General features: G+C 56.5%; 18 protein-coding genes. 11 read left to right on the top strand and 7 right to left on the bottom strand.

Going from position 1 to position 24,070, the window contains the following annotated elements; genetic code table 11:
- Positions 1-162 precede the first annotated feature (162 nt).
- The gene (locus HPC62_RS02440) at positions 163-1,509 is read right to left on the bottom strand and encodes a glutamine synthetase family protein (protein ID WP_172353598.1); all 1,347 of its coding nucleotides are present in this window, start codon (positions 1,507-1,509) and stop codon (positions 163-165) included.
- Positions 1,510-2,107: 598 nt separating this feature from the next.
- Here HPC62_RS02440 and HPC62_RS02435 point away from each other — a divergent pair.
- The gene (locus tag HPC62_RS02435) at positions 2,108-3,799 is read left to right on the top strand and encodes a calcium-binding protein (protein WP_172353597.1); all 1,692 of its coding nucleotides are present in this window, start codon (positions 2,108-2,110) and stop codon (positions 3,797-3,799) included.
- Positions 3,800-4,019: 220 nt separating this feature from the next.
- On the opposite strand, the gene HPC62_RS02430 is transcribed toward HPC62_RS02435, so the two are convergent.
- The 3 genes from HPC62_RS02430 to psaA all read right to left on the bottom strand — a co-directional run bounded on the left by HPC62_RS02430 (position 4,020) and on the right by psaA (position 10,327).
- Positions 4,020-5,294: a PQQ-dependent sugar dehydrogenase gene (locus tag HPC62_RS02430; RefSeq protein ID WP_225910600.1), complete on the bottom strand. Its 1,275-nt coding sequence runs from the start codon at positions 5,292-5,294 to the stop codon at positions 4,020-4,022.
- A 342-nt stretch (positions 5,295-5,636) separates the two neighbouring features.
- Entirely contained in the window at positions 5,637-7,865 is a 2,229-nt protein-coding gene (psaB, locus tag HPC62_RS02425) for a photosystem I core protein PsaB (RefSeq protein ID WP_172353596.1), read from the bottom strand.
- A 206-nt stretch (positions 7,866-8,071) separates the two neighbouring features.
- Positions 8,072-10,327: a photosystem I core protein PsaA gene (gene psaA / locus HPC62_RS02420; RefSeq protein WP_172353595.1), complete on the bottom strand. Its 2,256-nt coding sequence runs from the start codon at positions 10,325-10,327 to the stop codon at positions 8,072-8,074.
- Between the two features lie 151 nt (positions 10,328-10,478).
- Between psaA and HPC62_RS02415 the strand changes: the two genes are divergently transcribed.
- The 7 genes from HPC62_RS02415 (at position 10,479) to rsmA (ending at position 17,772) form a co-directional block, all read left to right on the top strand.
- Entirely contained in the window at positions 10,479-10,772 is a 294-nt protein-coding gene (locus HPC62_RS02415) for a hypothetical protein (protein WP_172353594.1), read from the top strand.
- Positions 10,773-11,310: 538 nt separating this feature from the next.
- Positions 11,311-13,494: a DUF6130 family protein gene (locus HPC62_RS02410; protein ID WP_172353593.1), complete on the top strand. Its 2,184-nt coding sequence runs from the start codon at positions 11,311-11,313 to the stop codon at positions 13,492-13,494.
- A 353-nt stretch (positions 13,495-13,847) separates the two neighbouring features.
- Positions 13,848-14,123, top strand: coding sequence for an Asr1405/Asl0597 family protein (locus tag HPC62_RS02405; RefSeq protein WP_225910599.1), 276 nt, complete (start codon positions 13,848-13,850; stop codon positions 14,121-14,123).
- A gap of 7 nt (positions 14,124-14,130) precedes the next feature.
- A complete protein-coding gene (locus HPC62_RS02400; RefSeq protein WP_172353592.1) occupies positions 14,131-14,778 on the top strand; it encodes a (2Fe-2S) ferredoxin domain-containing protein in 648 nt (215 codons plus the stop codon).
- A 550-nt stretch (positions 14,779-15,328) separates the two neighbouring features.
- Positions 15,329-16,123 (top strand): hypothetical protein, encoded by a 795-nt coding sequence (locus HPC62_RS02395; RefSeq protein ID WP_172353591.1) that lies wholly within the window; start codon positions 15,329-15,331, stop codon positions 16,121-16,123.
- A gap of 414 nt (positions 16,124-16,537) precedes the next feature.
- The gene (locus HPC62_RS02390; RefSeq protein WP_172353590.1) at positions 16,538-16,873 is read left to right on the top strand and encodes a hypothetical protein; all 336 of its coding nucleotides are present in this window, start codon (positions 16,538-16,540) and stop codon (positions 16,871-16,873) included.
- A gap of 50 nt (positions 16,874-16,923) precedes the next feature.
- Positions 16,924-17,772 (top strand): 16S rRNA (adenine(1518)-N(6)/adenine(1519)-N(6))-dimethyltransferase RsmA, encoded by an 849-nt coding sequence (gene rsmA, locus HPC62_RS02385; protein WP_172353589.1) that lies wholly within the window; start codon positions 16,924-16,926, stop codon positions 17,770-17,772.
- Between the two features lie 98 nt (positions 17,773-17,870).
- Here the strand turns inward: rsmA and HPC62_RS02380 are convergent, their stop codons facing one another.
- Positions 17,871-18,314 carry a hypothetical protein gene (locus HPC62_RS02380; protein ID WP_172353588.1) on the bottom strand — a complete coding sequence of 148 codons (444 nt, stop codon included), beginning with the start codon at positions 18,312-18,314 and terminating at the stop codon, positions 17,871-17,873.
- A gap of 279 nt (positions 18,315-18,593) precedes the next feature.
- Here HPC62_RS02380 and HPC62_RS02375 point away from each other — a divergent pair, with 279 nt between their 5' ends.
- Positions 18,594-19,127, top strand: a complete 534-nt coding sequence (locus tag HPC62_RS02375) for a C15 family peptidase (RefSeq protein ID WP_172353587.1) — start codon at positions 18,594-18,596, stop codon at positions 19,125-19,127.
- 13 nt (positions 19,128-19,140) lie between these two features.
- Positions 19,141-20,502 carry a DUF3370 domain-containing protein gene (locus HPC62_RS02370; RefSeq protein WP_172353586.1) on the top strand — a complete coding sequence of 454 codons (1,362 nt, stop codon included), beginning with the start codon at positions 19,141-19,143 and terminating at the stop codon, positions 20,500-20,502.
- A 768-nt stretch (positions 20,503-21,270) separates the two neighbouring features.
- Here HPC62_RS02370 and HPC62_RS02365 read toward each other — a convergent pair.
- Positions 21,271-22,170 (bottom strand): c-type heme family protein, encoded by a 900-nt coding sequence (locus HPC62_RS02365; protein WP_172353585.1) that lies wholly within the window; start codon positions 22,168-22,170, stop codon positions 21,271-21,273.
- Positions 22,171-22,257: 87 nt separating this feature from the next.
- On the opposite strand from HPC62_RS02365, the gene HPC62_RS02360 reads away from it, so the two are divergent.
- On the top strand, positions 22,258-23,145 hold the full coding sequence (locus tag HPC62_RS02360) for a phosphate/phosphite/phosphonate ABC transporter substrate-binding protein (protein WP_172353584.1): 888 nt from the start codon (positions 22,258-22,260) through the stop codon (positions 23,143-23,145).
- Positions 23,146-23,188: 43 nt separating this feature from the next.
- On the opposite strand, the gene HPC62_RS02355 is transcribed toward HPC62_RS02360, so the two are convergent.
- A complete protein-coding gene (locus HPC62_RS02355; RefSeq protein WP_172353583.1) occupies positions 23,189-24,070 on the bottom strand; it encodes an SMP-30/gluconolactonase/LRE family protein in 882 nt (293 codons plus the stop codon).

Below are 24,070 nucleotides of genomic sequence, written 5' to 3'. Positions count from 1 at the left end.
GGAGCGTTTTCGGGGGATTTGACAGTTCTCAACAGTGTCACCTAACGGTGTCTCTAAACGATGTGACGATGTGATCATGCTCTAGCCAGACCCAGCCGCAGCAGCCTAGTCAATCGTGAAGCGATATCACCCCGATATCATTCGGTAATATACCATTCCTGGTTAATATCGCTCCAGCAGCAGCCGCACCTCTTCTTCCAGTTCCAGATTGCCCAAAGCGCTCCACTCGGCCCGGCGCACTGCCAGAAATGCTTGCGCTAGGTCGGCTCCCAGCGCATTTAGCAGCACGGCGGACTGGCTGAGGTGGGCGATCGCCGCTCCCAGGGTGGCGGGCAGCCGATCGATCTGGCGAGCCTGCCGTTCTGCCTCGGTCAGCGTGGCAGGGTCTACAGCGATGGGGTCTCCGGGTTCTCGCCGCTGCTGAAGGCCATCCAGCCCCGCAGCGATGACTGCGCCCAGCGCCAGATACGGATTTGCCGAAGCATCCACCGTTTTTAGCTCAAAGTGGGTCGGGCTGGGCGGCTGGGGATTGCTGGGCACGCGCACGGCAGCCTCGCGGTTGTCCATGCCCCAGGCGCGAAAGGCTCCGCTCCAACTCTGGGGCTGGAGACGGCGGTAAGAATTGGTGCTGGGTGTGGTCAGGGCCATCAAGGCGGGGAGATGGTGCAAAATGCCGCCAATAAAATGGAGGGCGATCGCCGAAAGGGTTCCAGCCCGTCCTGGATCGGGCAGCACATTTATGCCCTCGCGCCACAAGCTCAAATGCAAGTGGCAACCACTCCCCGCCTGGTCAGCAAAAATCTTGGGCAAAAACGAAGCCCGCAGCCCGTGCCTCAGCGCCACACCCCGCACCGTTTCTCGTAGGGCAATCTGCGAGTCGGCCGCCCGCAGCGCGTCCCCATAGCGAACAGCAATTTCGTGCTGCCCCGGCCCCGACTCTGGATAATAGCGCTCGACCAAGATTCCCTGGGCTATTAGCGCGTCAGTGATGTCATCGATGACCGCTTGGTTCAGATCCATCCCCAGAGTTGCCGCAAAGGGGGTGCGATCTGCCGGATAAATCGAGCCTGACTCATCCAGCCGCAGCAGATAAAATTCAGGCTCAAACGCCGCCATCACCCGCAGCCCTGCCTCTTGCTCCAGACGAGCCAGCATTCGCTTCAGGAAGCAACGCGGACACAGGCTCCAAGGCTGTTCACCTAGCTGCATGTCGGCCATCACGCGGGCATGGCCTGGCGCGTAGGGCAAGGGGGTCAGCGTTTCCCAGTCGGGCACCAGCCACGCCTCGCCCACGGGCCCTAGTCCGCTGTCTGCGGCCACGCCGTCCAGCATCACGGGAACCGCCTGCTGCGCCATCGAAATGCCAATTCCCCAGTCTCGATGCTCATCTAGAAACTGGCGGTGAAAGGCTTTGCCCCGAATGACGTTGCCGTTGTCGCACCATAGCAAGCGCACAAAGCGGGTGTTGTACTGGGCGAGTCGAGTGGCTAGAGAATTGGAGTCGGTCATGGGGTTTGTGATCGTTGCTGATGAGCCATGTTGCGATCGCCCGTGCTGAACTTTAGGGAGTCGAGAGTTTCGCATAGAGTTCCATTGAAGCAAGATTAAAGCTTCAATAAAGCCTCTGTGAAGCCCGTGGAAGAGACTGAGTGCAGCCTTAACATACAGAAGGGGAAGTCACCTCAGTAATTCCACGTACTCTATCGCGAGGGTGTTTAGCATCAGATCTTTAAGTTTCTGCTAGGTTTCGTCCTGTTTCAGCAAAGTCTGATTGTCTAAATTAGTTGTCTAGGTTAGGTTGTCTAGGTTTAATTGTTTAGGTTTTTCAGGTTCAGTTTTCGAGTTTTAGTTTTAGGACTTACGCGGTTGGACGATTTCTTGAGGGCGCAACCCGCGAGAGATTGTTCCAAAACCCAAAAACTTATTGCAAGTGCGTAAATCCTAAGTTTTTAAGTCTCAAGCTTTTTAGGGTGCAAATTGGTTTGAAGACCAGGTCTGCTGAATGGCAGGCATTTTTGTGCTGCTGTTTGTGCTGCTCAGTTTCTGCTGAACTTCGCGTTTAACCCTGTGTTCTCATCCGGAAATCGCCCCTCGACTCCCGCTTCCTATGGATAGCCAAACCCCGTTTTCATCTGCCAATTTTTCTCCAGTCCGCTCCTCCGATTTCCTAGAAATCGTCCTGGGTAGCGGCAACGACACGATCTTCACGCCTACTGAACACTCAGAGCGAACCCTCTATCGGGGTGGTCTGGGCATCGACCAGATTAATCTGGTGTTTACATCCGAGCAATTCCAGTCCATCCTCGACAGCGGTCAGTTGCCCGCTCTAAAGACCTACCTCAGCAATCCAATAAACCGACGGCTAGAGCTGGTGTCGCTGCTAAACTTTGCGGCTGAGGGCTTTGAGATAGCGGCGTTGTATATTCAAGACGCGAGTAACCCAGAATCGGGCGATCGCCTCGTGCCCATTTCCCTGGACGCGCTGCTCAATACAGAAGCCATTGTCATTGGGCAGCCCATCGAATCGCCAGTTGCAATTGCCCTAGCAGACGAGCCAACAGATGCCCCGATAGCCGATACTCCAGCAGAAGATTCACCAACCCCGGCGATCGCCTCCACAGACGACCCACCGCCCTTTCAGCTTGCGACGCTGGCTGAATCAAATGAGACTTTCGGAAATCTCTCTACACTTGCTGTCTCAAAAGGTCTGCCAGAAGACGAGATTGCCGCAAAGCCCACACTGGTTGGTGTTCCCAATGTCAGCACGCTGTTTATTGGGATGGATCGAGCCTACGTGATCGAAGCCAGCAACGGCAGCGACTACATTTATGCAGGCGATTCTGATGATCTGATCTATACCGGGTTGATTGCCACTGAAGTTCCCTCTCCAGTCCCCAGCACCACTGACCCGGCCCCCCTATCCGTCCTCACCTTGGCAACAACGAACCCTGCCGCTGCCGTACCCGCCGACATCGACCGAGTATGGGCAGGCGGAGGCAACGACACCATCATCCTCAGCAGCGGTGCCGACACGATTTATGGAGAGGATAGTGACGACCTGTTTTTATTCAATGTGCCGGGTTATGCAGACGGCTGCGCTCTGGATGGCGACACCATCTACGGTGGTGCAGGCAGCGACACCATCCGCAACGACACGCCCGGAGCTGATATCTTCCTCTGGCAAATCAACAATTTCTATCAATTCCCCACCTCAACCTGGATTCTTGGCGTAGAAGTGTTTGATGGCAATGAGGGAACGATTGTTGGGCGCGATACGCTCACCAACTATCTCGACTTTTCAGGGTTTGAATCAGTCATTAATGTCCCGCTAATTCGGCTAGGAGAAAATTACGACCTGGTAAACGCCTCGACATTTACCACAGCCGTAGAAATCCACGGACTTGGCGGCAATGACGTTCTTATTGGCGGTGCAGGCGATGACACGCTGGTCGGCGGGCCGGGCGACGATGTGCTGACGGGTGGCCCTGGTCGAGATACGTTTCACCTGAATGCGCCCGGACAGGGCGTAGACCAAATCAATGACTTTACACCGGGTGTGGATCGCCTACGAATCGCAGCTTCCGACTTTGAGAATTTCCAAAGCGCTGGGCCGTTGCAGGCAACCCGATTTGCCGTAGGTGTGGCCGCTCGGACTCCCCACCACCGAATTATCTACAACCCCTTGAACGGAGATTTGCTGTACGACGCAAACGGCTCTGGCGATGGCGTGGGCGCTGTGCAAATCGCGATCTTGCCAAGAAACCTATCGCTGAGTCACTCTGACATTCTGGTGATGTAGGATTTTGGCTGGAGTGATGATGTAGATAAGTAGGTAGACATTAATAAATATAAAACCCAAAGACCCTGCGCCGCCCGCTGTGCGGGCGGCGCAGGGTTCAGGATCTGTTTTTTAATCTGGTCTATCTACTTGTCGCTGGAGTAACGATGTAGATATCGGTAGATATCGGCTGCCTAAAGCGCAGCCACTTGCCTAAAGCGCAGCCGCTTCAATTTCGCCATCAGGAAGCGCCTAGACGAATCAGGCGGCCGTTTGGCGCGTCGGTGAGGACGTAGAGATAGCCGTCTGGGCCCTGGCGCACGTCTCGAACCCGCTGTCCAATAGGGATTGAAGATTCGTTGACAACTCGCCCCAGCTCATCTACCTCGATCTGGTGTACATCTTGTGAAACCAGACCACCCGCAAACAGTTTCCCTTGCCACTCTGGGAAGCGATCGCCCCGATAAATCGCCAACCCCGACGGGGCCGTAGCCGGAGTCCACACTAGGCGAGGATCGACCATGCCGGGTCGCGACTGTTCCGAGGAAATAATGCCGCCGGAGTATTCGCGGCTAAAGGTGACCACCGGCCAGCCATAGTTTCTGCCTGGTGCAATCAAGTTCAACTCATCGCCGCCGCGAGAGCCATGCTCTGTGGACCATACCCGCTGAGTTTCGGGGTCAACGACTAAGCCCTGAATATTGCGATGTCCATAGCTCCAAATGCTAGGCTCTGCGTTGGGTGTGTTGGCGAAGGGATTGTCGGCGGGGATAGAACCGTCGTCATTTAGGCGCACAATTTTGCCGAGATGCACGTCCAAATTTTGCGCTTGGTTGCGGATCAGGTCGCCGTCAAGCTGTATGGGCGGGTTGCCGCCATCACCAATTGACACCAGCAGCGTATTGTCGGGTAGCCAGGCCAGACGGAACCCGAAGTGTTGCCCCTGCGTCTTGGCGCGGTTCACTTCAAATAGCACCGTCCAGTTGGTTAGGCGCGCACCGTCAAACTGGGCACGGGCGACGCGGGTTTGGTTGGCATCCACCGCACCATGAGCATAGGTGAAGTAGACCCAGCGATTTTCGGCAAACTGGGGATGTAGGGCAATATCCAGCAGTCCACCCTGACCAACTGCCAGCACCGGAGGAACGCCAGGAATCGGGGTTGGATCAAGCTGCCCGTTGCGAATGATCCGCAGCCGTCCGGGCCGCTCGGTCACCAGCATGTCGCCATTGGGCAGCCAAGCGATACCCCAGGGATGCTCCAGGTTTTCGGCGATGGTGGTTTGCTGGATTCCTTGCTGCTGGGCGATCGCCCCGCTGAGGACAGGCGTAATGGCGGCATCAACCTCGCTAGCAGCAGAGGCAACGTCAAACGCAGCAGGTGCTTCAGCATCAGATGCGGCAGGCGGAATGTCGGAAGGGGAATCGGCGGGGGCGATCGCACCGGGAGAGGCTTCGGGCATCTCTGGCCGCACCGGAGGCGAAGCAGCACAACCGATTAGAGAAACGAGAGCCACTAGATATCCTGGGGTTTTCAAGAGTTCAGGGTTCAGAATCGCCATAGGACATTGAGTTGCCGAATCACTGCACGAAAAATCAGCCCGCTGAAATCATCCTGCTGAAATCCTAGTCGTCAGGCGCTTTCGGGGACTGCGTGGAGGGCGATCGCCCACCCTGCAATACAGCTTGATTATAACGACGGACTTTCCTGACCCGGATCTGTCCCAGTGCAGAGCCTCTACAAAGACGCTGATCAAAATACGCTCAAATACGCTTAGAAATTAGCTGAAACAAAAAGCCCCTCACCAGATGGCGAGGGGGCTTTCAGTTAAGGATTCAATGACCTAAACTCCATCAACCTAGCCAAATCGACTAGAGGTTGAGGCGATCAGGAAGGCAGCATAGGTCAGGATATAGCCCACCGTGAAGTGTGCCAGACCTACCAGACGAGCCTGAACGATAGACAGCGCCACGGGCTTGTCCTTCCAACGAACCAGGTTTGCAAGCGGTGTCCGCTCGTGAGCCCAGACGATGGTTTCGATCAGTTCTTGCCAGTAGCCGCGCCAGCTAATCAGGAACATGAAACCTGTTGCCCAGACCAAATGTCCAAACAGGAACATCCACGCCCAAACCGCCAGGTTATTCATGCCATAGGGGTTGTAGCCGTTGATTAGCTGAGCCGAGTTGAGCCACAGATAATCGCGCAGCCAGCCCATGATCGTCGGCGAACTTTCGTTGAACTGAGCCACGTTGCCTTGCCACACGCCCAGATGCTTCCAGTGCCAGTAGAAGGTGACCCAACCAATGGTGTTGAGCATCCAGAACATGGCGAGATAGAAAGCGTCCCAGGCAGAGATGTCGCAGGTGCCGCCACGACCGGGGCCATCGCAGGGGAAGCTATAGCCGAAGTCCTTCTTGTCAGGCATCAGCTTCGAGCCGCGAGCATCCAGCGCGCCTTTCACGAGGATCAGCGTCGTAGTGTGCAGACCCAGGGCGATCGCATGGTGAACCAGGAAGTCACCAGGGCCAATGGTCAGGAACAGCGAGTTTGCGCCGCTGTTGATGGCATCCAGCCAGCCCGGCAGCCATACGTTGCCGTGGTTGGGCCAGGCGGTCGCCGCAATGCTGTCAGGGTTCGACAGCAGCGCGTTGAAACCGTATAGCGCCTTGCCCGAAGAAGCCTGGACGAACTGTGCGAACACAGGCTCTACCAGAATTTGCTTTTCGGGAGTGCCGAAGGCCTGCATCACGTCGTTATGAACGTACAGACCCAAGGTGTGGAAACCAAGGAACAGCGACACCCAGCTCAGGTGAGAAATCAGCGCTTCTTTGTGTTGCAGCATCCGATCCAGCACATTGCCCTTGTTCTGAGCGGGGTCATAATCCCGCACTAAGAAGATTGCGCCGTGCGCGAACGCACCCACCATGATGAAGCCAGCAATGTACTGGTGATGGGTATAGAGGGCTGCCATCGTCGTGTGATCCTTTGCAATGAAGGCATAGGGCGGCATGGCATACATGTGCTGCGCCACCAGGGAGGTAATCACACCCAGCGCTGCCAGAGCAAAGGCAAGCTGGAAGTGCAGCGAGTTGTTCATCGTTTCATACAAGCCCTGGTGGGGCAGGTTGAACTGACCTTCGCTGCTCTTGCTCAGCAGACCGGCTTTGGAGTTCAGCATTTCTTTGATGCTGTGTCCAATGCCGAAGTTGGTGCGATACATGTGGCCTGCGATGATGAAGATCACGGCGATCGCCAGGTGGTGATGCGCGATATCCGTCAGCCACAGGGATTCGGTTTGGGGATGGAAACCACCCAAGAACGTCAGGATTGCCGTGCCCGATCCTTCACCTGTGCTAAACACATGGTTCAGACCGTCGGGGTTCTCCGCATACACGCCCCAGTTGCCCGTAAAGAAAGGCAGCAGACCAGCGGGGTGAGGCTTCACCGACAGGAAGTTATCCCAACCCACATGAATCCCGCGAGACTCAGGGATTGCCACATGAACCAAGTGTCCCGTCCAAGCCAGAGAGCTGACACCAAACAGACCGGCCAAGTGGTGATTCAGCCGAGATTCTGCGTTCTTGAACCAGGACAACGACGGACGGAACTTGGGTTGCAGGTGCAACCAGCCAGCAAACAGGAAGACTGAAGCCAACAGCAGCAAGAAAACCGCGCCCGTATAGAGTTCGCCGTTTGTCCGCATCCCGATCGTGTACCACCAGTGATACACGCCAGAGAAGGCAATGTTCACCGGCCCAGACGCACCGCCCTGGGTGAAGGCATCGACGGCCGCTTTACCGAAATGAGGGTCCCAGATCGCATGGGCGATGGGTTTTACATGCAGCGGGTCTTTGAGCCACTGCTCAAAGTTGCCTTGCCAGGCGACGTGGAAGAGGTTGCCCGAAGTCCACAAAAAGATGATTGCCAAATGACCGAAGTGAGAAGCAAAAATCTTTTGATAAAGATTCTCCTCCGTCATGCCGTCATGGCTTTCGAAGTCGTGGGCGGTGGCAATCCCATACCAGATCCGACGAGTGGTCGGATCTTGCGCCAAATCCTGGCTGAATTTTGGGAATTTAGTTGCCATAAGTCCTGAATTGACAGACTCAGTTAACAATCAGCAGTTTCGCTATTTAGCCTCCAGTCTACCCGACTCAAGCGGTAGAACCTTGGGCACTTCGCTACAGAACCACATCAGATTTCATTGGAGAAATCAATGTAATCAATTGCTCAGTGCCCAACATTCACCGTCCTTGTCTAGCAGTCCAGAGAAGTCAGCACCTTAGGGAGTGCCTAGCCAACAGCAATAATTCGAGCCAGGAAGAAGGCCCAAGTCGTCGCGATACCCCCAAGGAGGTAGTGAGCCACCCCAACCGCACGACCCTGAATGATGCTCAGAGCGCGAGGCTGGATCGCCGGAGCAACCCGAAGCTTGCTGTGGGCCCAAACGATGGATTCGATCAGCTCTTGCCAGTAGCCGCGACCGCTGAACAAGAACATCAGGCTAAACGCCCAGATGAAGTGGGCACCCAGGAAGATCAGACCATAGGCCGACAGAGCCGAGCCGTAGGAGCCGATAACCTGAGAGGCTTGTGCCCAGAGGAAGTCGCGCAGCCAGCCGTTGATGGTGATGGCGCTCTGAGCAAAGTTGCCGTTCGTAATGTGCGTTACCGAGCCGTCTGGCGCGACTGTGCCCCATACATCCGACTGCATCTTCCAACTAAAGTGGAAAATCACAATCGACAGGGAGTTGTACATCCAGAACAGACCCAAAAACACATGATCCCAACCCGACACTTGGCAGGTGCCACCCCGCCCGGGGCCGTCGCAAGGGAAGCGGAAGCCCAGGTTGGCTTTGTCAGGAATCAGACGAGAACTGCGAGAGAAGAGAACACCCTTCAGCAGGATCAGCACCGTCACGTGGATGGTGAAGGCGTGAATGTGGTGAACCATGAAGTCTGCTGTGCCCAGAGCGATCGGCATCATGGCAACCTTGCCACCCACGGCAACCAGATCGCCACCGAAGGCGAGGCTGGCGGGGCCGATGGCATTGGGCGCAGTCGCTCCAGGAGCGGCCGTGTGCAGACCCTGTACCCACTGTGCGAATACGGGCTGGAGCTTAATCGCCGTGTCCGAGAACATGTCTTGGGGACGGCCGAGCGCTCTCATTGTGTCGTTGTGAATGTAGAGTCCGAAGCTATGGAAGCCCAGGAAAATACAGACCCAGTTCAGGTGGGAGATGATGGCATCGCGATGGCGCAACACCCGATCCAGCAGGTTATTGACGTTTTGAGCAGGGTCGTAGTCACGCACGAAGAAGATCGCTGCGTGAGCGCCTGCACCCACCACCAAGAATCCGCCAATCCACATGTGATGCGTGAACAGCGAAAGCTGGGTCGGATAGTCGGTCGCCAAGTAGGGGTAGGGCGGCATCGCGTACATATGCTGCGCCACGATGATGGAAAGCGACCCCATCATGGCCAGGTTGATGGCCAACTGAGCGTGCCAGGAAGTCGTGAGGATTTCATACAGACCCTTGTGACCTTCACCCGTGAAGGGCCCTTTGTGACCCTCCAGGATTTCCTTCATGCTGTGACCAATGCCCCAGTTGGTGCGGTACATATGACCCGCGATGATGAACAGAACGGCGATCGCCAGATGGTGGTGAGCCGTATCGCTGAGCCACAGACCACCCGTCACCGGGTTCAGCCCGCCTTTGAACGTGAGGAAATCCGCATACTCGCCCCAGTTGAGGGTAAAGAAGGGAGTTAAGCCCTTTGAGAAGCTGGGATACAGATCCGCCATCAGGCTGGAGTTCAGGATGAACTCGTGTGGCAGCGGGATATCCTTCACAGCTACGCCCGAATCGAGCAACTGGTTAATTGGCAGAGACACATGGATTTGGTGGCCAGCCCAGCCCAGAGAACCCAGACCCAGCAGACCGGCCAGGTGGTGGTTCATCATGGATTCCACGTTTTGGAACCACTCCAGCTTGGGAGCGGCCTTGTGGTAGTGGAACCAGCCTGCAAACAGCATTAGACCTGCCATCACTAGCGCACCAATGGCGGTGCAGTAGAGCTGGAAGCTGTTGGTAAAGCCGGAGGCGCGCCACAGTTGGAACAGGCCAGAGGTAATCTGGATGCCCTGGAAGCCGCCGCCAACATCTGCATTCAAAATCTCTTGACCGACAATTGGCCAAACCACCTGAGCACTAGGCTTGATGCCTGTGGGGTTAGTTAGCCAAGCTTCATAGTTTGAAAACTTAGCGCCGTGGAAATACATCCCGCTCAGCCAGATAAAGATCACTGCAAGGTGACCAAAGTGAGCGCTGAAGATTTTACGGGAGATATCCTCTAAGTCGCTGGTATGACTATCAAAATCGTGAGCGTCCGCATGAAGGTTCCAAATCCAAGTGGTGGTTTTGGGGCCCTTCGCCAACGTGCGGTCGAAGTGTCCCGGCTTGGCCCATAGCTCAAAAGAGGTAGGAACCGGGTCTTTGTCAACCGTCACCTTGACCTTCGCTTCTCGCTCCCGTGGGGTAGTTGTCATTAGAGACTCTCCTCTCTCTAGACAAGGAACGAAAATTAATCCAAACCCAGATGCCGCTTTCGCAGCAAACCTCCCCGCTCACCACCGATCGCCGATGATGATAGCCAGGCATATAAGACCCAGGGGGAGCGTGTAAACCGCTTTACGGCAAATGCTTTGGCAGCAAAGCTTTCAAGCAGTTGGGGAAGTGGGGGAGGAACGTCGCGATCGCCCCTGGCAAGGGCCAAAACAGCGACAGGACGTGACCTGGGTAGGTTTCTTAGAGATTATAGTGCTGTGTTTAGCCCAAGTTTCACGGCTATTAACAATAATTCAAGATGGGAAAACTTTGATTGATCCTGCGTTTCACGGGCAGCAGGACGCAAAAGATGGCCCGTTTGTGGCCGAATATTTACAAATCGAAATGGTTAATCATAAACCAATCCTAAGCATAGAAAAGTCGTGAGGAAAGAGCGCGGAAGAATCTCAGAGTAGTGTGGGATACGATTGCCCAATTCCTCGACAGACCTAGCTTTTGTTTTTTGACGAGGCAGGTATAAGACACAAGAATTAATGCCATTAAAAATTCTCGATCTTGTCTTGATGCTGTTGTGACTGGCGATCGCCCATCCCCACAAAAACTCTCGTGCAAGAGATAAGCTTAGCCCTGTAGATCGTTTGCGTCTTTCTCATCTGCGGTTTTCCGGGGCGTTCGCTGCGGATGCTCCGGGTTTTGATGTCCGAGGAGCACGATAGGCGCTATGCCAGGCGCTACATGAATCGCGTTGTTTGGCGTGCGAGGCAGAGCGGAATTTGCTCTGGGAGAGAGGGGAAGCGGTATAGTTCCCTATGGATAGACTCAATTCATTTTGTTTGGAGGGAACGTGCTAGCTCGCTGAAGCTGAACGGCTGGCTAGCCTTCCTGGAATGGCGATCGCACAGGAGTGAGGCGCGTGGTGATGCAGCGGATACGGCAATGGGGCAAATGCCTGGTGATCTTGGGTTTGGTCACAATCTTAGGGTTGGGATCGGTCGCCTGTGGCGAAAACCCTGCCCGTAAGGGCGATCGCCCCTCTACTAGTCTCAATAGCCCCCGTCCCAGCAGTATTTCTGAAGTGCCGCCGCCAGCCCTGCTGCAAGACCTACGCCCTTTGTTAGAAAACTATCAGCCGCAGGTCAAAATCCTCAGCCCGCGCCCAGACGAGGTGCTGCAAGACGACAAAGTTTCCATCAAGGTGCAGGTCAACGACTTGCCCATCTTTAAAGACAAAACGCTGGGGCTGGGGCCACACGTCCATGTGATTTTGGACAACTCGCCCTACAAAGCGCTGTACGACACTGCCGAGCCGATTGTATTCGAGGGTCTGGAACCGGGGACGCATACCGTGAGGGCGATCGCCTCTCGTCCCTGGCACGAACTCTTCAAAAACGACGGAGCCTTTGCCCAGGTTACGTTCCACGTTTATGCAAAAACGCCGGACAATCGCCCCATCCGCAATCAACCCCTGCTTACCTACAGCCGTCCCGTTGGCAGCTACGGCGCAGAACCCGTGATGCTGGACTTTTTCCTGACCAATGTGCCGCTGCACATCATTGCCCAGTCCAGCGAAGACGACGACATTCCCGACTGGCGAATTCGCGCCACGGTCAACGGCGAGAGCTTCCTGATCGACCAGTGGCAGCCGATCTATCTGAAGGGGCTGAAACCCGGCAAAAACTGGGTGCAGCTAGAGCTTTTGAACGAAGACGGGGAACCGATTCCCAATGCGTTCAACAATACCGTTCGCGTCATCACCTATGAACCGGGCGGCACAGACACGTTAGCCAAGCTGGTGCGCGGCGACCTGACCCTGGACGAAGCCCGCGCCATCGTTGACCCCAACTACAAGCCCGCCCCGAAACCATTGCCCTCGCCCATTGTGAAGGAATCGCCCGCGCCAACGCCTGCGGTGCCCCCTGTTCAAGAATCGCCCTCGCCCGCGCCAGCCCCCATACCAGCGCCCGTACCAGCGCCCGCAAAACTAGCTCCTTCGCCTGCCCCTGCTCCAGAACTTGAACAACCCAAGGCGGCAGAACCCAAGGCGACACCCCCGGAAGCGGTATCCCCTCGAAAATCAGGTTCCAGAGTGTCAGAGCCAGCGGTATCGCCCACTCCCAAGGCGATCGCCCCAGAGCCTTCGCCCAGTCCACGCCAATCATCACCCGTGGTCGAGTCAGCGCCGACCCCAGCGCCGACCCCAGTGCCGACCCCAGTGCCGACCCCAGTGCTAGCTCCCACATCAGCCGCCGAACCCAGCCCTGTGCCTGTCCGCCCAGCACGATTCCCGCAGGGATCGCTTCGCGAATCGCCCAAAGCAAAGAAAGCCCAGGAAACCGCGCCCGCATCACCGACACCCGTGGCTCCTCCAGCGGCGACCCCCAGCCCCCAGCCCAACCCGCCAGAGCCAGTGAAAGAGCTAGTGAAAGAGTCAGGGGAGCCAAAGCCGTCCAATCGAGAGCCATCGGATTTGGAGCCATCTGGCAAAACGCCGGCCCCTACCCCTGCAAAAGCGCTGCCGCCGACTCGCGCGACTGAGTCAGCGCCTACAGTGACCCCAGCGCCCAGAGTGTCCCCAGTGCCCACTGTGCCGACTCCGGAGCCAAGCGTCATCCCAGAGCCGTTGCCAAGTCCCCCTGCCCAGCCTGCTCCAACCCCGTCTGTGCTGCGCGAACTAGAAGAGCAGGTGCAGGAGCAAGTGCAGGAGTTGCCTGCGCCCAGCCCCACACCGCGCGTCAGCCGGCCCGCCCAGCCCAAGCCCAAGAGCTACTTGGACAGCCTGCGCGATCGCCTGCGGGAGTTTCAGTCTTCAGCCAGCACTAAGGTTGAGGCGCTGCAAGAGTCGCTCCAGTCGGGCGCAAAAGATTTGCAAGAGTCGCTCCAGTCGGGTGTGAAAGAGTTGCAGGAGTCTGTTAAATCCAAACCTGCTAGCTCCAAGCCTGCTAAATCCAAACCTGCGGAGCCGCCCAGCGCCCGACCCAGTTCGCGACCAGAGTCGATTAGCCCTACTGCCCAGCCTGCGCCACTTTCGGAGCCAACTGCGCCGCCGGAGCCTGTTAATCTAGCGCCAGTAGAGCGATCGCCCCTGCCGGATTTGGTCGCACCTGCCGCGCCAGAGCGCCTCCCCTTTGAAGAGGAGTCAGAGGAGTGAGGAATTTCTATCACACACTGACTCAGAATTTAGAGCAATCTTGAAAGTAAGTTTTAATCCGGAAAATCGCTGAAACGACCGTTTGAATAGGCTTTCGGCCTTGTTCGGGCAGCGAATCGACGGTTTGCTAATGAAAATAGTTTGCGAAAAGATCCAGTGAGCGTCTATCCTGGGAATAGGAGCTATTGACTTTTATTGTCAATAGAGTGCTGGCTATTGATGATAGAGCGCTGGTTACGGCGTGCTGCTGATAAAGCTCACAGATAAAGCTCACAGAGCGCTCTTTAGACGTACTTTAAGCACTCGTTGCCCTTCCTTCTGCAAATCTTCACTGACCTGCTGACGCTGGATTGATGAACCCGACCTCCCCCCTGACCGCCGAAACCACGGCCGATTCCGACGCTTCAAGACTGCCAGCGATCGCTATATCTCGGGGCGATCGCTGGCAAGTCTACCACCGCCTCCGAGATCTCGATATTCCGGCATACTGTTTTCCAGATGGGATGCTTCGGGCCGACGTTTCTACGCCCCTGGCCGCCCTCCAGGTGAGGAGCGTGATTTACCAAATCACTGCCTCTCGCAAAGATTTAGTTGAACTATTGGACCGCTGCTGGCGCGTCAAGGGGTAATTCACTTATGGGCCACAAAAGCGAAAAAACACCGTTTCAGATCGAAGGTCGATTTCTAGGACTGGTGGTAAAAGACGGCTACAAGATTAAGGGATTGCGCCTGTCTACAGCGGTTGGAGAACTGTACATTAAGCTGTCGAAAGAGGCGCGGGCAAGCTGTCAGCGGGTGCTAGTGCCAGGTGAGTGGCTCCAGGTCAGCGGCTATCAGCAGTTGGACTATGGCGAGGGGATGGTCAAGTTTAAGGCAGACCATATTCGGGTTGCGTCGCCCAGCGCTGACTTGGCAGGTTTTGAGCGAGCAAGCCGTGGCTTAGAACAGGCCATCCCGGCCGGGCCTCCGGCGCAGCCAGCGGCTCCCTCTCCTAGCGCTAGTGGCACGATTTTATTTTGTCAAAAGTCGGACTGCTGCAAGCGCGGCGGCTGGGCCGTCACCGAGGCAATTCAGCAAGCCCTGGGCGATCGCCAGCTTGAGGGGCAGGTCAAGCTGAAGGGGACGGGCTGCATGAAACAGTGCAAAGCCGGGCCAAACGTCATCATCAACAAAACGCGCTATAGCCGAATCCGTCCAGAAGACGTGCCGCAGATTATTGATCGCCACTTTCTGGCAGCCGCAGACGAACCAACTTCGGCGATCGCCGACCGTGGCCAGTGTTAAGCCTCTATGCTTCCTGCATTGCCAATCGAAAGCGCTATCGGGCTGAAGGAAGGCCCCCAACAGCCCAAGCTAGAGATTTTTGAGAATCGCAGAGCATTGCTGAAATCTGGCGCTGCTCAATGGGTAGCCTTATTATCGACCTCATGATCTCCTCATTATCTGATGTTGAATAGATGGTTCAACCAGGCTCTCAGCGTCGGGCGCATCCCAGTTCTGCAAATTCGCCCTCATCCCCCAACCCCTTCTCCCAAAACGAGAGAAGGGGAGCCGGATTAGAAGTCCCTCTCCCTCTCTGGGAGAGGGATTTAGGGCGAGGGTTACAAAAGTGGAATGCACTCTCAGCGTCCTCTTATCTTTCTCTTATGGCGCTTTTAACCAGCCATCATTTCACTGTCATCCACTGCATCCATCATGAATAGCAGGCTGAATGCCTAAAGATCCTTGATAGGAACGCAAGCCAGAACGTAGTGCTGATGGCTTTTGTTCACTCATGCAGATACTTTGCTTTAGCCGAGCTGCGTTGTGATGTTGATTTTGGAGATGACTTGAGATGAATACGCTAGAACACAAAAAGCTAGAAAGTCGAAATGCATGGATGGGCGCTGCCCTAGCGCTCGCTGCCGGATTGACCCTTGCCCCCAGCGCGATCGCCCTGCCTGAGTCCGGACTCGCCTCCTCCTCCGCTTCCTCGATCCTGGTTGCCCAAGCCCTGACCAGCACAACCGGAACCGTGATCGATGCCGACCCCCGTGAAGACACGGTTCGCCTGAGACTCTCGGATGGCAGCATCCGCATGTTTTCTCTGTCTGCCCAAGAGCAGCACCAGCTTGGGCTAGATCGGGGCGCTGAAGTGATGCTGACCATGAGCGGCAATCGCATCATCACCATGACTCGCCTGATTTCTTCTGCCCCAGAGACGAGCACTACTGCGACCGTTGTGGATGCTGACCCCCGCGAAGATACGGTGCGGCTGAGACTGGCAGACGGCAGCATTCGCATGTTTTCGCTGGCTGCCCAAAAGCAAAGTCAGTTGGGACTTGCCCCCGGTGCAGAAGTGATGTTGACGATGAGTGGCGATCGCATTGTCACCATGATGCGGATGGTTTCGGTGCAGCCCGCAGAGCAAGTCGAGGCAACTATTGTTGAACTAAACCCCAGACTTGATCGCATCCGAGTCCGTCTGGCCGATGGCTCGATTCGTCTGCTGTCCCTTTCGGTTCAGGATCAGGCTCGTTTGGGGCTGCGGAATGGCTCGGCCGTGACCTTGAGCACTCGCGGCAACCGGATTGAGACGATGACTTCCAATAACCAGGTTGCAACCGTAACTGACCCAGGTCAGTCCTGAGGGTTTGCCGTCGGTGTTTCTACTCCGACGGCACAGTAGCGAACGACTAGGACACAAAAAATTAATGAGAAACTCCCGAAAAACTCTCTAGGTTTCGCTTCGTCCCGGTTTTTGTCCGATTCACAGCAGCATTATGGATCAAGAGCTTGATCCCTTGATCTCTGTAATAGCCTCTGTAATGGCCCGTGCTAGATTGTTTGCTTGACTTCCGCAAATCGTTGTACAGCCTCTTTGTGCAGCGATTTTTTAATGCTGTGTTGTAGGGCAAATCTCTCCAACTCTAATCCTCTAATCTTTAACCCTGATCCAATTCTTTTCTTCTTGCCTTTCAGGGAGCAGATTGGCGCAACATACTACAGGTGTATTACGATAGGGCCAGTTCTTTTAGGAGGCTTTACAAGGAGGCCCTAGACAATGCAAACCCTGAACCGCACATCGACCACAGAAATGGAAGTGACCAGCATCCGGCTAGAGCGATCGCTCAAGGAGCGGCTCAAAGAAATTGCCGGAAGCCAGGGCTATCAGGCGTTGATTCGGGAGGTGCTGTGGCGCTATGTGCAGCAAAAAAGCGGTGAAGCCCCATTCCTCCTGTCGCGGGACGAGATTCAATCTAGCGTCGCGGCGATCGCCCATCAAGAAACCCACTGCGCCCTCACAGGCACCTTGATCAAGCCCCGCCAACAAATGCTATTGGGGCTGACGCTTCAGGGAGACATGGTGCCCCTCAGTGTGGGAAGCTTGGACTCTTAGCCAAGACGATCGGCTAAGAATCTGGGCAAATATCTTATCGACGGCTGCCGATGGCTCCTCGCACGCGAAAACAATTTGGGCAACACTGGCTCCGCAGCGATCGCACGCTTCAGCAAATTGTGGATGCTGCCAGCCTATCAGAGGGCGATCGCGTCTTGGAAATTGGCCCCGGCACGGGCATCCTGACGCGCCGCCTCTTGCCCCTGGCCGCTGCGGTGGTGGCGGTAGAAATCGACCGTGACCTGTGCAAACTGCTGGCCAAGCAACTGGGGGAAACGCCCAATTTCCTGCTGCTGCAAGGGGATTTTCTGTCGCTGGATCTGGACGCGCTGCTGGCCAATTTTCCCCAGTTTCGGCAGCCCAACAAGGTCGTTGCCAATATTCCCTACAACATCACCGGGCCGATTTTGGAGCGACTGCTGGGCAGCATTGCCGCACCCAATCCGCGCCCGTTTGACTCGATTGTGCTGCTGCTGCAAAAGGAAGTGGGCGATCGCCTCTGCGCCAGCCCCAGCAGCAAGGTCTACGGCGCGTTGTCGGTGCGAGTGCAGTATCTCGCCCAGTGCGATCGCATCTGTCATGTCCCCGCTAGCGCCTTTCAGCCGCCGCCTAAGGTCGATTCCGTTGTTGTACGCCTGACCCCGCGCCCGTTTGTCCCTGCCGCCGCCAATCCCCACCGTCTGGATCGGCTGGTGAGGTTGGGCTTTGCCACCCGCCGCAAAATGCTCCGCAATACGCTGCAATCTGCCGTAGACAAGAACGACCTCACGCCGCTGCTAGAGCGCCTGGGGCTGAACCCTCAGGCCCGCGCCGAAGACCTCAGCGTGGCAGATTGGGTGGCGCTGAGTAATACGCTGTTGGAGGAGAGAGAGGAGGGAGGGGATAAGGGGAAGATTTGAATAAAATAGCCCGACACTGGGGCCGGGCTACGAGTCAGTACCAATGCCTAGACCAAGGTCTAGAACCTTTTGAGGGGAAAACCCTGTAAGCAATCGCTCTACTTGCGGCCTGCGGGTTCTGCGTCCAGATCTTCTACAGACGGGCGCTCTAGGGCGATCGCCGGAACGACGATGGCAAAGGGCTTTTCTTCGATAAAGCTTTCTTCAGCAACCGCTTCAGCCGCCGCATCGGGCGCTGCCACGGGCTGGAGCTTGCGGGCGCGGTAGGCCTTGAGGGCAAAGGCTCCCCCTGCGAGGGCGGCGATCGCCGCAATGCCGCCACCCAGCAGGCTCATTCGGTTCGCGTTGGGCGACTGGCTGAGGGTGTCAACGGGTGTAGAAGGAGTATCCGTCAGTGTGGTCGTGGAATTAAATTTGGCAAAACCACAGGGCGACGCAGCCGCAGGCAGAGACAGAATGGCAGTTCCCGCTAGCGCCACGGCGGAAGCCACCGACAGAGCAGACAGTTTCAGGCTACGGTTCAGGCTTGCATTCAAGCTCATGCTGTCCTCCAAGGGGGTTAAAGGCGTTTAGTATCGTAACCACACGGAAATTACAGACCAGTTTACGGAAGTTGAGAAATTTTGCAATTTATCTCTCGGCTTTTAATCATTTGGCGTTTGGCGCAATGCTGCCAGAAGCGTCCTGCCAGAAGCGTCCTGTCTGATGTAAATCCGATGTAAGTCTGATGTAAATCTGATGTAAAACGGATAAGGCGATCGCCCCTCCCCCGGTTCTATGACTCGAAATGCTGTGACTCGAATTCTGTGACTCGAAATGCTGTGACTCGAAAAATCCTGCTCACGTCGTTTACCACCTGGAAACTCGAACAGCCCTCCAACTCGTCGGATGATTTGTTGGCGGATCTGTTGCAGTGCGATTTGGACTTTCTGGACTCGCTGCATGTCCTGCGGCGACTACCTGTTGACTTTGAGCAAGCACCCAAGCTGGCGATCGCCCACATCCAACAAATCCAGCCCGATTTGGTCGTCTGCTGCGGTATGGCAGAAACGCGCGATCGCCTAACGCTGGAGGTGCAAGCAGTACAGGGCGATTCGCAAAGCGACCTGCACGGGAATCGCATCCTCAAAACGTCCCTCGACCTGCCGCGCCTCGCTGCCGACCTGCCCCACACCGACCTCAGCTACGATGCCGGACGCTTCGTGTGCAACGCGCTCTACTTCTCCCTGTTGGAACACGCCCAGACCACCCAGCGTCCCTGCCTGTTTGTCCACATTCCCGTCCTCACCCCCGCCAACCGCCTGCCCATTCTGCAAGACTTCTGCCAGGTTCTCCATCGCCTGATTCACCTCTAGTCCCGACTAAGCTGTGCTATTTTTTCCCCTACTACTTACGCCTCCAGTCCTCGCCCAAGCCCCCGCCCCCACGCCCCAGGAAATCGTCGTGCCACGGGAGGTGCGCCCTCTGCCGGGGCAGCTTGACGACACGCTCCAGTTCAACAGCAATAGCCCGGAACTGGTCGGCTCGGAGGGCATTTTGCTTTCAACCTTTCCGCCTGCGGGCAAGCAGCACCCCGCCGCCCATCTGAATGTGCCGCTGGCGGGGCGGTTTGATGTGTTTGCCCATCATGTGTTTCGGGCGGTGTCGCCGGATAATCTCACTAGCCTGTATCTAGGCATTGTGCTGCACAATCCAGGTTCCCAACCCGTGACGATTCAGGTGATGAGCGCTGCCAGCTACCTGAGCCAGCCCGATGCGCCGTTTATCACCCTGCCGGGATGGGTAGAAAATCCCGATGGCGGCGTGTTTGCCGGGCCGGGCAGCCGCGCCATGAGCGACGTACTGCGGGGGCGACGCGGCGAGGTCTTTCCCGATCGCCTGGTGATTCCGCCGGGGGGCTATCAACTGCTGCTGAATGCGCCGATCCCGGTGGCGACGCTCGACCCGCCGCTCAATGGGCGCTCGACTCTGGCGCGGCTGCGGAGTGATGGCCCGGTGTATGCTGCGAGTTTGGCCCTGTTTGCCCGCCGCGATGCCGATGGAAACGAGCAAGCGCCGACGCTGGAAGACTGGCTGACGCTGTTGGAAACAGGAGATTTGGCAGTGCCGCGCGATCGTCCCCCCACTCCACCGGGCGAACCGGGCGCAGTCATCTACGGGCGAGTGGCAGGCGTGGCGCAGGGATCTCGCTGGACTGCGCGAATCACAGACGAACCCAGCGGCCCCCACCTCAGCATTCCACCCGCAGGCACGGGCGTTTCATACCCATTGAGCAGCCTAGTGGCCGGGCGACTGGGCACGGGCCAAATCCAGACTGCGCCGCTGATCGTGCGCTACGACGACACCGCCTACGCCGCCCACGGCAACTACGCCGTAGAGTATGACTTGGCGCTGCCGCTGCATAACCCGACCGACCAATTGCAGCGGGTGGCGATCGCCCTGCAAACCCCCATCAAAGAAGACACCCTCAGCCAGAACGGGCTGCGCTTTTTTGACCCACTGCCCACGCAGACCTTCTTTCGCGGCACGGTGCGGGTGCGCTTTTTCGACAGCCGGGGGCTAAACCGCACGCGCTATGTACATCTGGTGCATCGACGGGGCGATCGCAGCGCTCCCCTGGCCGTCCTTGACCTGCCGCCGGGGGGTCGTCGGTTTGTGCAGGTGACGTTTCTCTACCCGCCCGACGCAACCCCGCCGCAAGTGCTAACATTGCAAACTCTTAGGGATTAGTGAGAGCGAAATCAATACAAGACATTAAGCTTTCCCCCAATATTGATGTAATTCAGTAAAATTGAATACAGAAAGTAAGTTTGAAATAGCCATTCCGTTTTCCGAAATTGCTTGCCGGAACGTTGTATCTAACGGTGTACCCAAGCAGCCAGCGCGAATCGTCAACACGAATAGTTATCACGAACAGCTAGGACGAGCGGCCAGCTTCGTGTCTAGTTCCGTGACTCATTCATAGATTCATAGAGCTTGGTTTTTATAGAGGCTGATTATGCAGGGTGATTCCTCGGAATCGCTATCGCAACCGCCTAAGTTCTCGCATCGGGGAGCGATCGCGCTATCTGCGCTTGCCTACTTTCGCCACACCAGCTTTCTGCTGATCTCACAGGCGTTTCCCGCATTGTTCGCTTCAACAGATTTCTAGAACTATTCAGAGAAAAATTAGGAGAGTAAAAATGCCTACCGACGTTTCCACTGGTCTCGCCATCATTGCCATCGTCTGCCTTGCTTCGGCTGCCCTGTCGCCCGTGCTGATGTGGATTCTGCCCGATCGCACTCGCATTGAAAAAGCATAGGCTTGATATGTTTGGTTTTATTCGCTGATCCCCGGCTTCTATGGAGGCTGGGGATTCGTTTTTCTAGCGTTTCTAGGCGCTTGCCCGTGGGCGCATCCCAGTTCTGCAAGTTTGCCCTCATCCCCCAACCCCTTCTCCCGCTTTGGGAGAAAGGAGCCGGATTGGAAATCCCTGATCCAAAATCGATATACCTTTCCTACTCCCGCTGTCCCAGCATTTCCATCGCCATGCTGAGACTCGTCTTCATGCGGTTAAACGCCGCCGCAAGTTTGCCGATTTCGTCATTGGATTTTTGCTGAAAGTCGGCATCCATATTGCCCAGGCTGATTTCGTTGGCGACGGTCGCCATGCCTTTGATTGGGTTAATGACGGCGCGGCGCAGCAGCCAGTTCAGCAGCGACATCACCAGCAAAAATGCGCCTGTGACAATGCCCATGAACAGCAGAAAGGCGCGGCGAGCGCTGTCGATCACGCCGCTGGCGGGGACAGAGATCATCTGTGCGCCGACGATTTCATTCAGTTGCCAGCCAAAGCCGTTTTCGCGGCCGTAGGTGGTGAGCTGACTCTTGGGCGCGGCTTCTGGGGTGCTGTGGCAGCGCAGACAGCTTTCTTTGGTAATGGCAATGGGTTTTGCCGTGTAGTAGAGCCGTCCCGCAGGCGACTGGCGATAGCCAGAGAGTTCTTTTAGATTGGCATTGCTGCGAAACTGCTCCACGATGGAGGCTTCAAAGGTGTCGGCTTTGTCGCGCAGGTTGGTGGGATTGAGCGTGGCTTCTTTGTAGAAAAAGTCGGTATATTCAGGGCTTTTTCGCAGGTTCTCAAACACTTCGCGGGCGGAATAGCCCGGCACGGTTTGGGGCAAAAATTCCGCTTCCGTTTCCAGTCGGGGAGCCAGTTCTGGGTTGATCTGCTCGGAGGTATAGTCTCGAACAGCAAGCATGGTCTGCATCAGGATGTTGGCCTTGCCCACCACGGCTTGCTCGGCATCCCGGTTCAAAATGCGGGAAAAGGCCAGGCCGCTGAGGGCGATCGCCCCCAAAAACACCACCAGCAGCAGCAAGTTAAACTTCCGGCTCAAGTTAAGGTTTTGCAACATTTGAAAAACCTGGAATCTGCCTATAATGTTTGGTTCCAATGATATGGTTCGGATCGGGACATTCTGTTTTTTCGCCGGATTGCCTTAATGAATACCCTCTCTCGCCGCACACTCCTGCGCCTGTCGAGTCGGGCAGTGCTAGCTCAGGGCATCATTGGACTTCTTTCTGCCTGCAACGGTCGAGACAGTTCCACTGCGACTCGGTTCGATAAGTTAACCGTTGGTGTGGTGGCCTACGGCGAGGGCGCAACATCCATCGACCAATACCAACCGTTTCTGGATTATTTGCAGGCTCAGACCAAAATGCTGGCAGAACTAGAGCCAGCCTATAACGAAGTAAAAGCCGTTGAACAACTCCAGCGACAGGTCTGGTCTTTGGCCTTTGCGCCACCGGGTCTGGCGGCGATCGCCCTCTCCCGCGCCCAATACCTGCCGCTGTTTCCGCTGGAGGGGGTGAACAACCTCAGTTCCGTCCTAGTAGTGCGCGACGACAGCCCAATTCAAGACCTCAGCGATGTGAATAAAAGAATCGTGGCGCTGGGGCAGCCGGGGTCTGCGACGGGCTACTACGTGCCGCTGTATGAACTCTATGGCACCACGCCCTCGGAAGTGCGGATCGCCTCCACCCCCGCTACTGTAATGGAGTGGTTGGCAAATCAGGAAGCCGACCTGGGCGCATTGGCCCGAGATGAGTTTGACCGACTGCGGCCACAGTTCAGCCCCGCAACCTTCCGACTTGTGCGAGCCAGCCGCCGCATACCCTCCGGCTCCGTGCTGATCAGCCCCACCGTCAACCGCAATCAGCAGGCGGTGATCCAAAAAGCCATGAGCGAGGTGCTGCCCACCCTTGCCCAGCAAGTCGGCTATATCCCCAATGCCGCGCCGCCCGATTACACCACGCTGATTGAATTCATCGAAAAGGTGAAGCCGATCGAGGCACACATTAACGAAAAGCCGGCCCGACTCTACGAATGAAGCAGCGTGAAGCAGCGAGTCAAGACGGACTGCGGGGACTGAGCTATGCCCCCCCAAACCGATGGGCAGGCAGCCCTGTGGCATCCGTCCGCAAGCAGAACAAGTCGCCCGCATAAAAGCCCGCCTGAATTTCCGCCTGGCTTAGTCCCACCGATGCCGTCGTAATGTAGAGATCCGTTAGCCCTGCCCCGCCAAAAATGGGACAGGTGGGACGCTGCACGGGCAGCGGGATGCGCTCCAATTCTCGACCCGCAGCATCACACTTCACCACACACCAGCCATCCCACAGTGCCGACCAGAGATTGCCTTGGGTGTCGATTGCCAATCCATCGGGTTCTACGGGTTCATCGCCCAAATCCACCAGCACCCGGCGATCGCCAATCGTCCCGGTCGCCGCATCAAAGCGGTAGGCAAAGATCTTCCGCTGGGGCGAATCCGTCAGATAAAAGGTATCGCCTGCCGGATTCCAGCCCAGTCCGTTAGAAATCGTCAAGCCCGTTTCCATTGTCTGCCAGGAGCCATCTGGATCGTAGCGATACAGCGCGGCCTGCTGGGGTTCCGGGCTAATCGACCCAATCCAGAAGCGCCCCTGGGCATCGCATTTGCCGTCGTTAAAGCGGGTGCCAGGACAGTCAAACTCGGCGGTATACAGCGTTTGCTGCGTGCCCGACTGGGTATCCAGCAGCGCCAGCCGATTGCCAAGGGCCATCAAGATTTGCTGCTCCCCGGCCAGGGCGATCGCGCTGACCACATCGCCCACGTCAAAGAAGCGATCGCGCCCCGTCGCTGGGTCAAACTGATGCACCCGATGGTTGTAGACATCCACCCAGTAGAGCAACTGAGCATCCCAGTCCCAAAGCGGACACTCTCCCAGACGGGCGCGGGCGTTGAGGACGTTTTGAACGGCAGTTGCAGTTGGATTCAT

This window comes from Thermoleptolyngbya sichuanensis A183 (assembly GCF_013177315.1).
Taxonomy (GTDB): domain Bacteria; phylum Cyanobacteriota; class Cyanobacteriia; order Elainellales; family Elainellaceae; genus Thermoleptolyngbya; species Thermoleptolyngbya sichuanensis.
Note: the sequence above shows the minus strand (reverse complement) of the source record. Positions and strands in the feature narration are given on the sequence as shown.

Coding starts and splice junctions, on each gene's coding strand:
- HPC62_RS02435 (WP_172353597.1), top strand. CDS start 2,108: ATGGATAGCCAAACCCCGTTTTCATCTGCCAATTTTTCTCCAGTCCGC.
- HPC62_RS02380 (WP_172353588.1), bottom strand. CDS start 18,314: ATGAGCTTGAATGCAAGCCTGAACCGTAGCCTGAAACTGTCTGCTCTG.
- HPC62_RS02360 (WP_172353584.1), top strand. CDS start 22,258: ATGAATACCCTCTCTCGCCGCACACTCCTGCGCCTGTCGAGTCGGGCA.
- HPC62_RS02440 (WP_172353598.1), bottom strand. CDS start 1,509: ATGACCGACTCCAATTCTCTAGCCACTCGACTCGCCCAGTACAACACC.
- psaA (WP_172353595.1), bottom strand. CDS start 10,327: ATGACAACTACCCCACGGGAGCGAGAAGCGAAGGTCAAGGTGACGGTT.
- HPC62_RS02390 (WP_172353590.1), top strand. CDS start 16,538: ATGCAAACCCTGAACCGCACATCGACCACAGAAATGGAAGTGACCAGC.
- HPC62_RS02400 (WP_172353592.1), top strand. CDS start 14,131: ATGGGCCACAAAAGCGAAAAAACACCGTTTCAGATCGAAGGTCGATTT.
- HPC62_RS02365 (WP_172353585.1), bottom strand. CDS start 22,170: ATGTTGCAAAACCTTAACTTGAGCCGGAAGTTTAACTTGCTGCTGCTG.
- psaB (WP_172353596.1), bottom strand. CDS start 7,865: ATGGCAACTAAATTCCCAAAATTCAGCCAGGATTTGGCGCAAGATCCG.
- HPC62_RS02355 (WP_172353583.1), bottom strand. CDS start 24,070: ATGAATCCAACTGCAACTGCCGTTCAAAACGTCCTCAACGCCCGCGCC.
- rsmA (WP_172353589.1), top strand. CDS start 16,924: ATGGCTCCTCGCACGCGAAAACAATTTGGGCAACACTGGCTCCGCAGC.
- HPC62_RS02405 (WP_225910599.1), top strand. CDS start 13,848: ATGAACCCGACCTCCCCCCTGACCGCCGAAACCACGGCCGATTCCGAC.
- HPC62_RS02415 (WP_172353594.1), top strand. CDS start 10,479: ATGCTTTGGCAGCAAAGCTTTCAAGCAGTTGGGGAAGTGGGGGAGGAA.
- HPC62_RS02395 (WP_172353591.1), top strand. CDS start 15,329: ATGAATACGCTAGAACACAAAAAGCTAGAAAGTCGAAATGCATGGATG.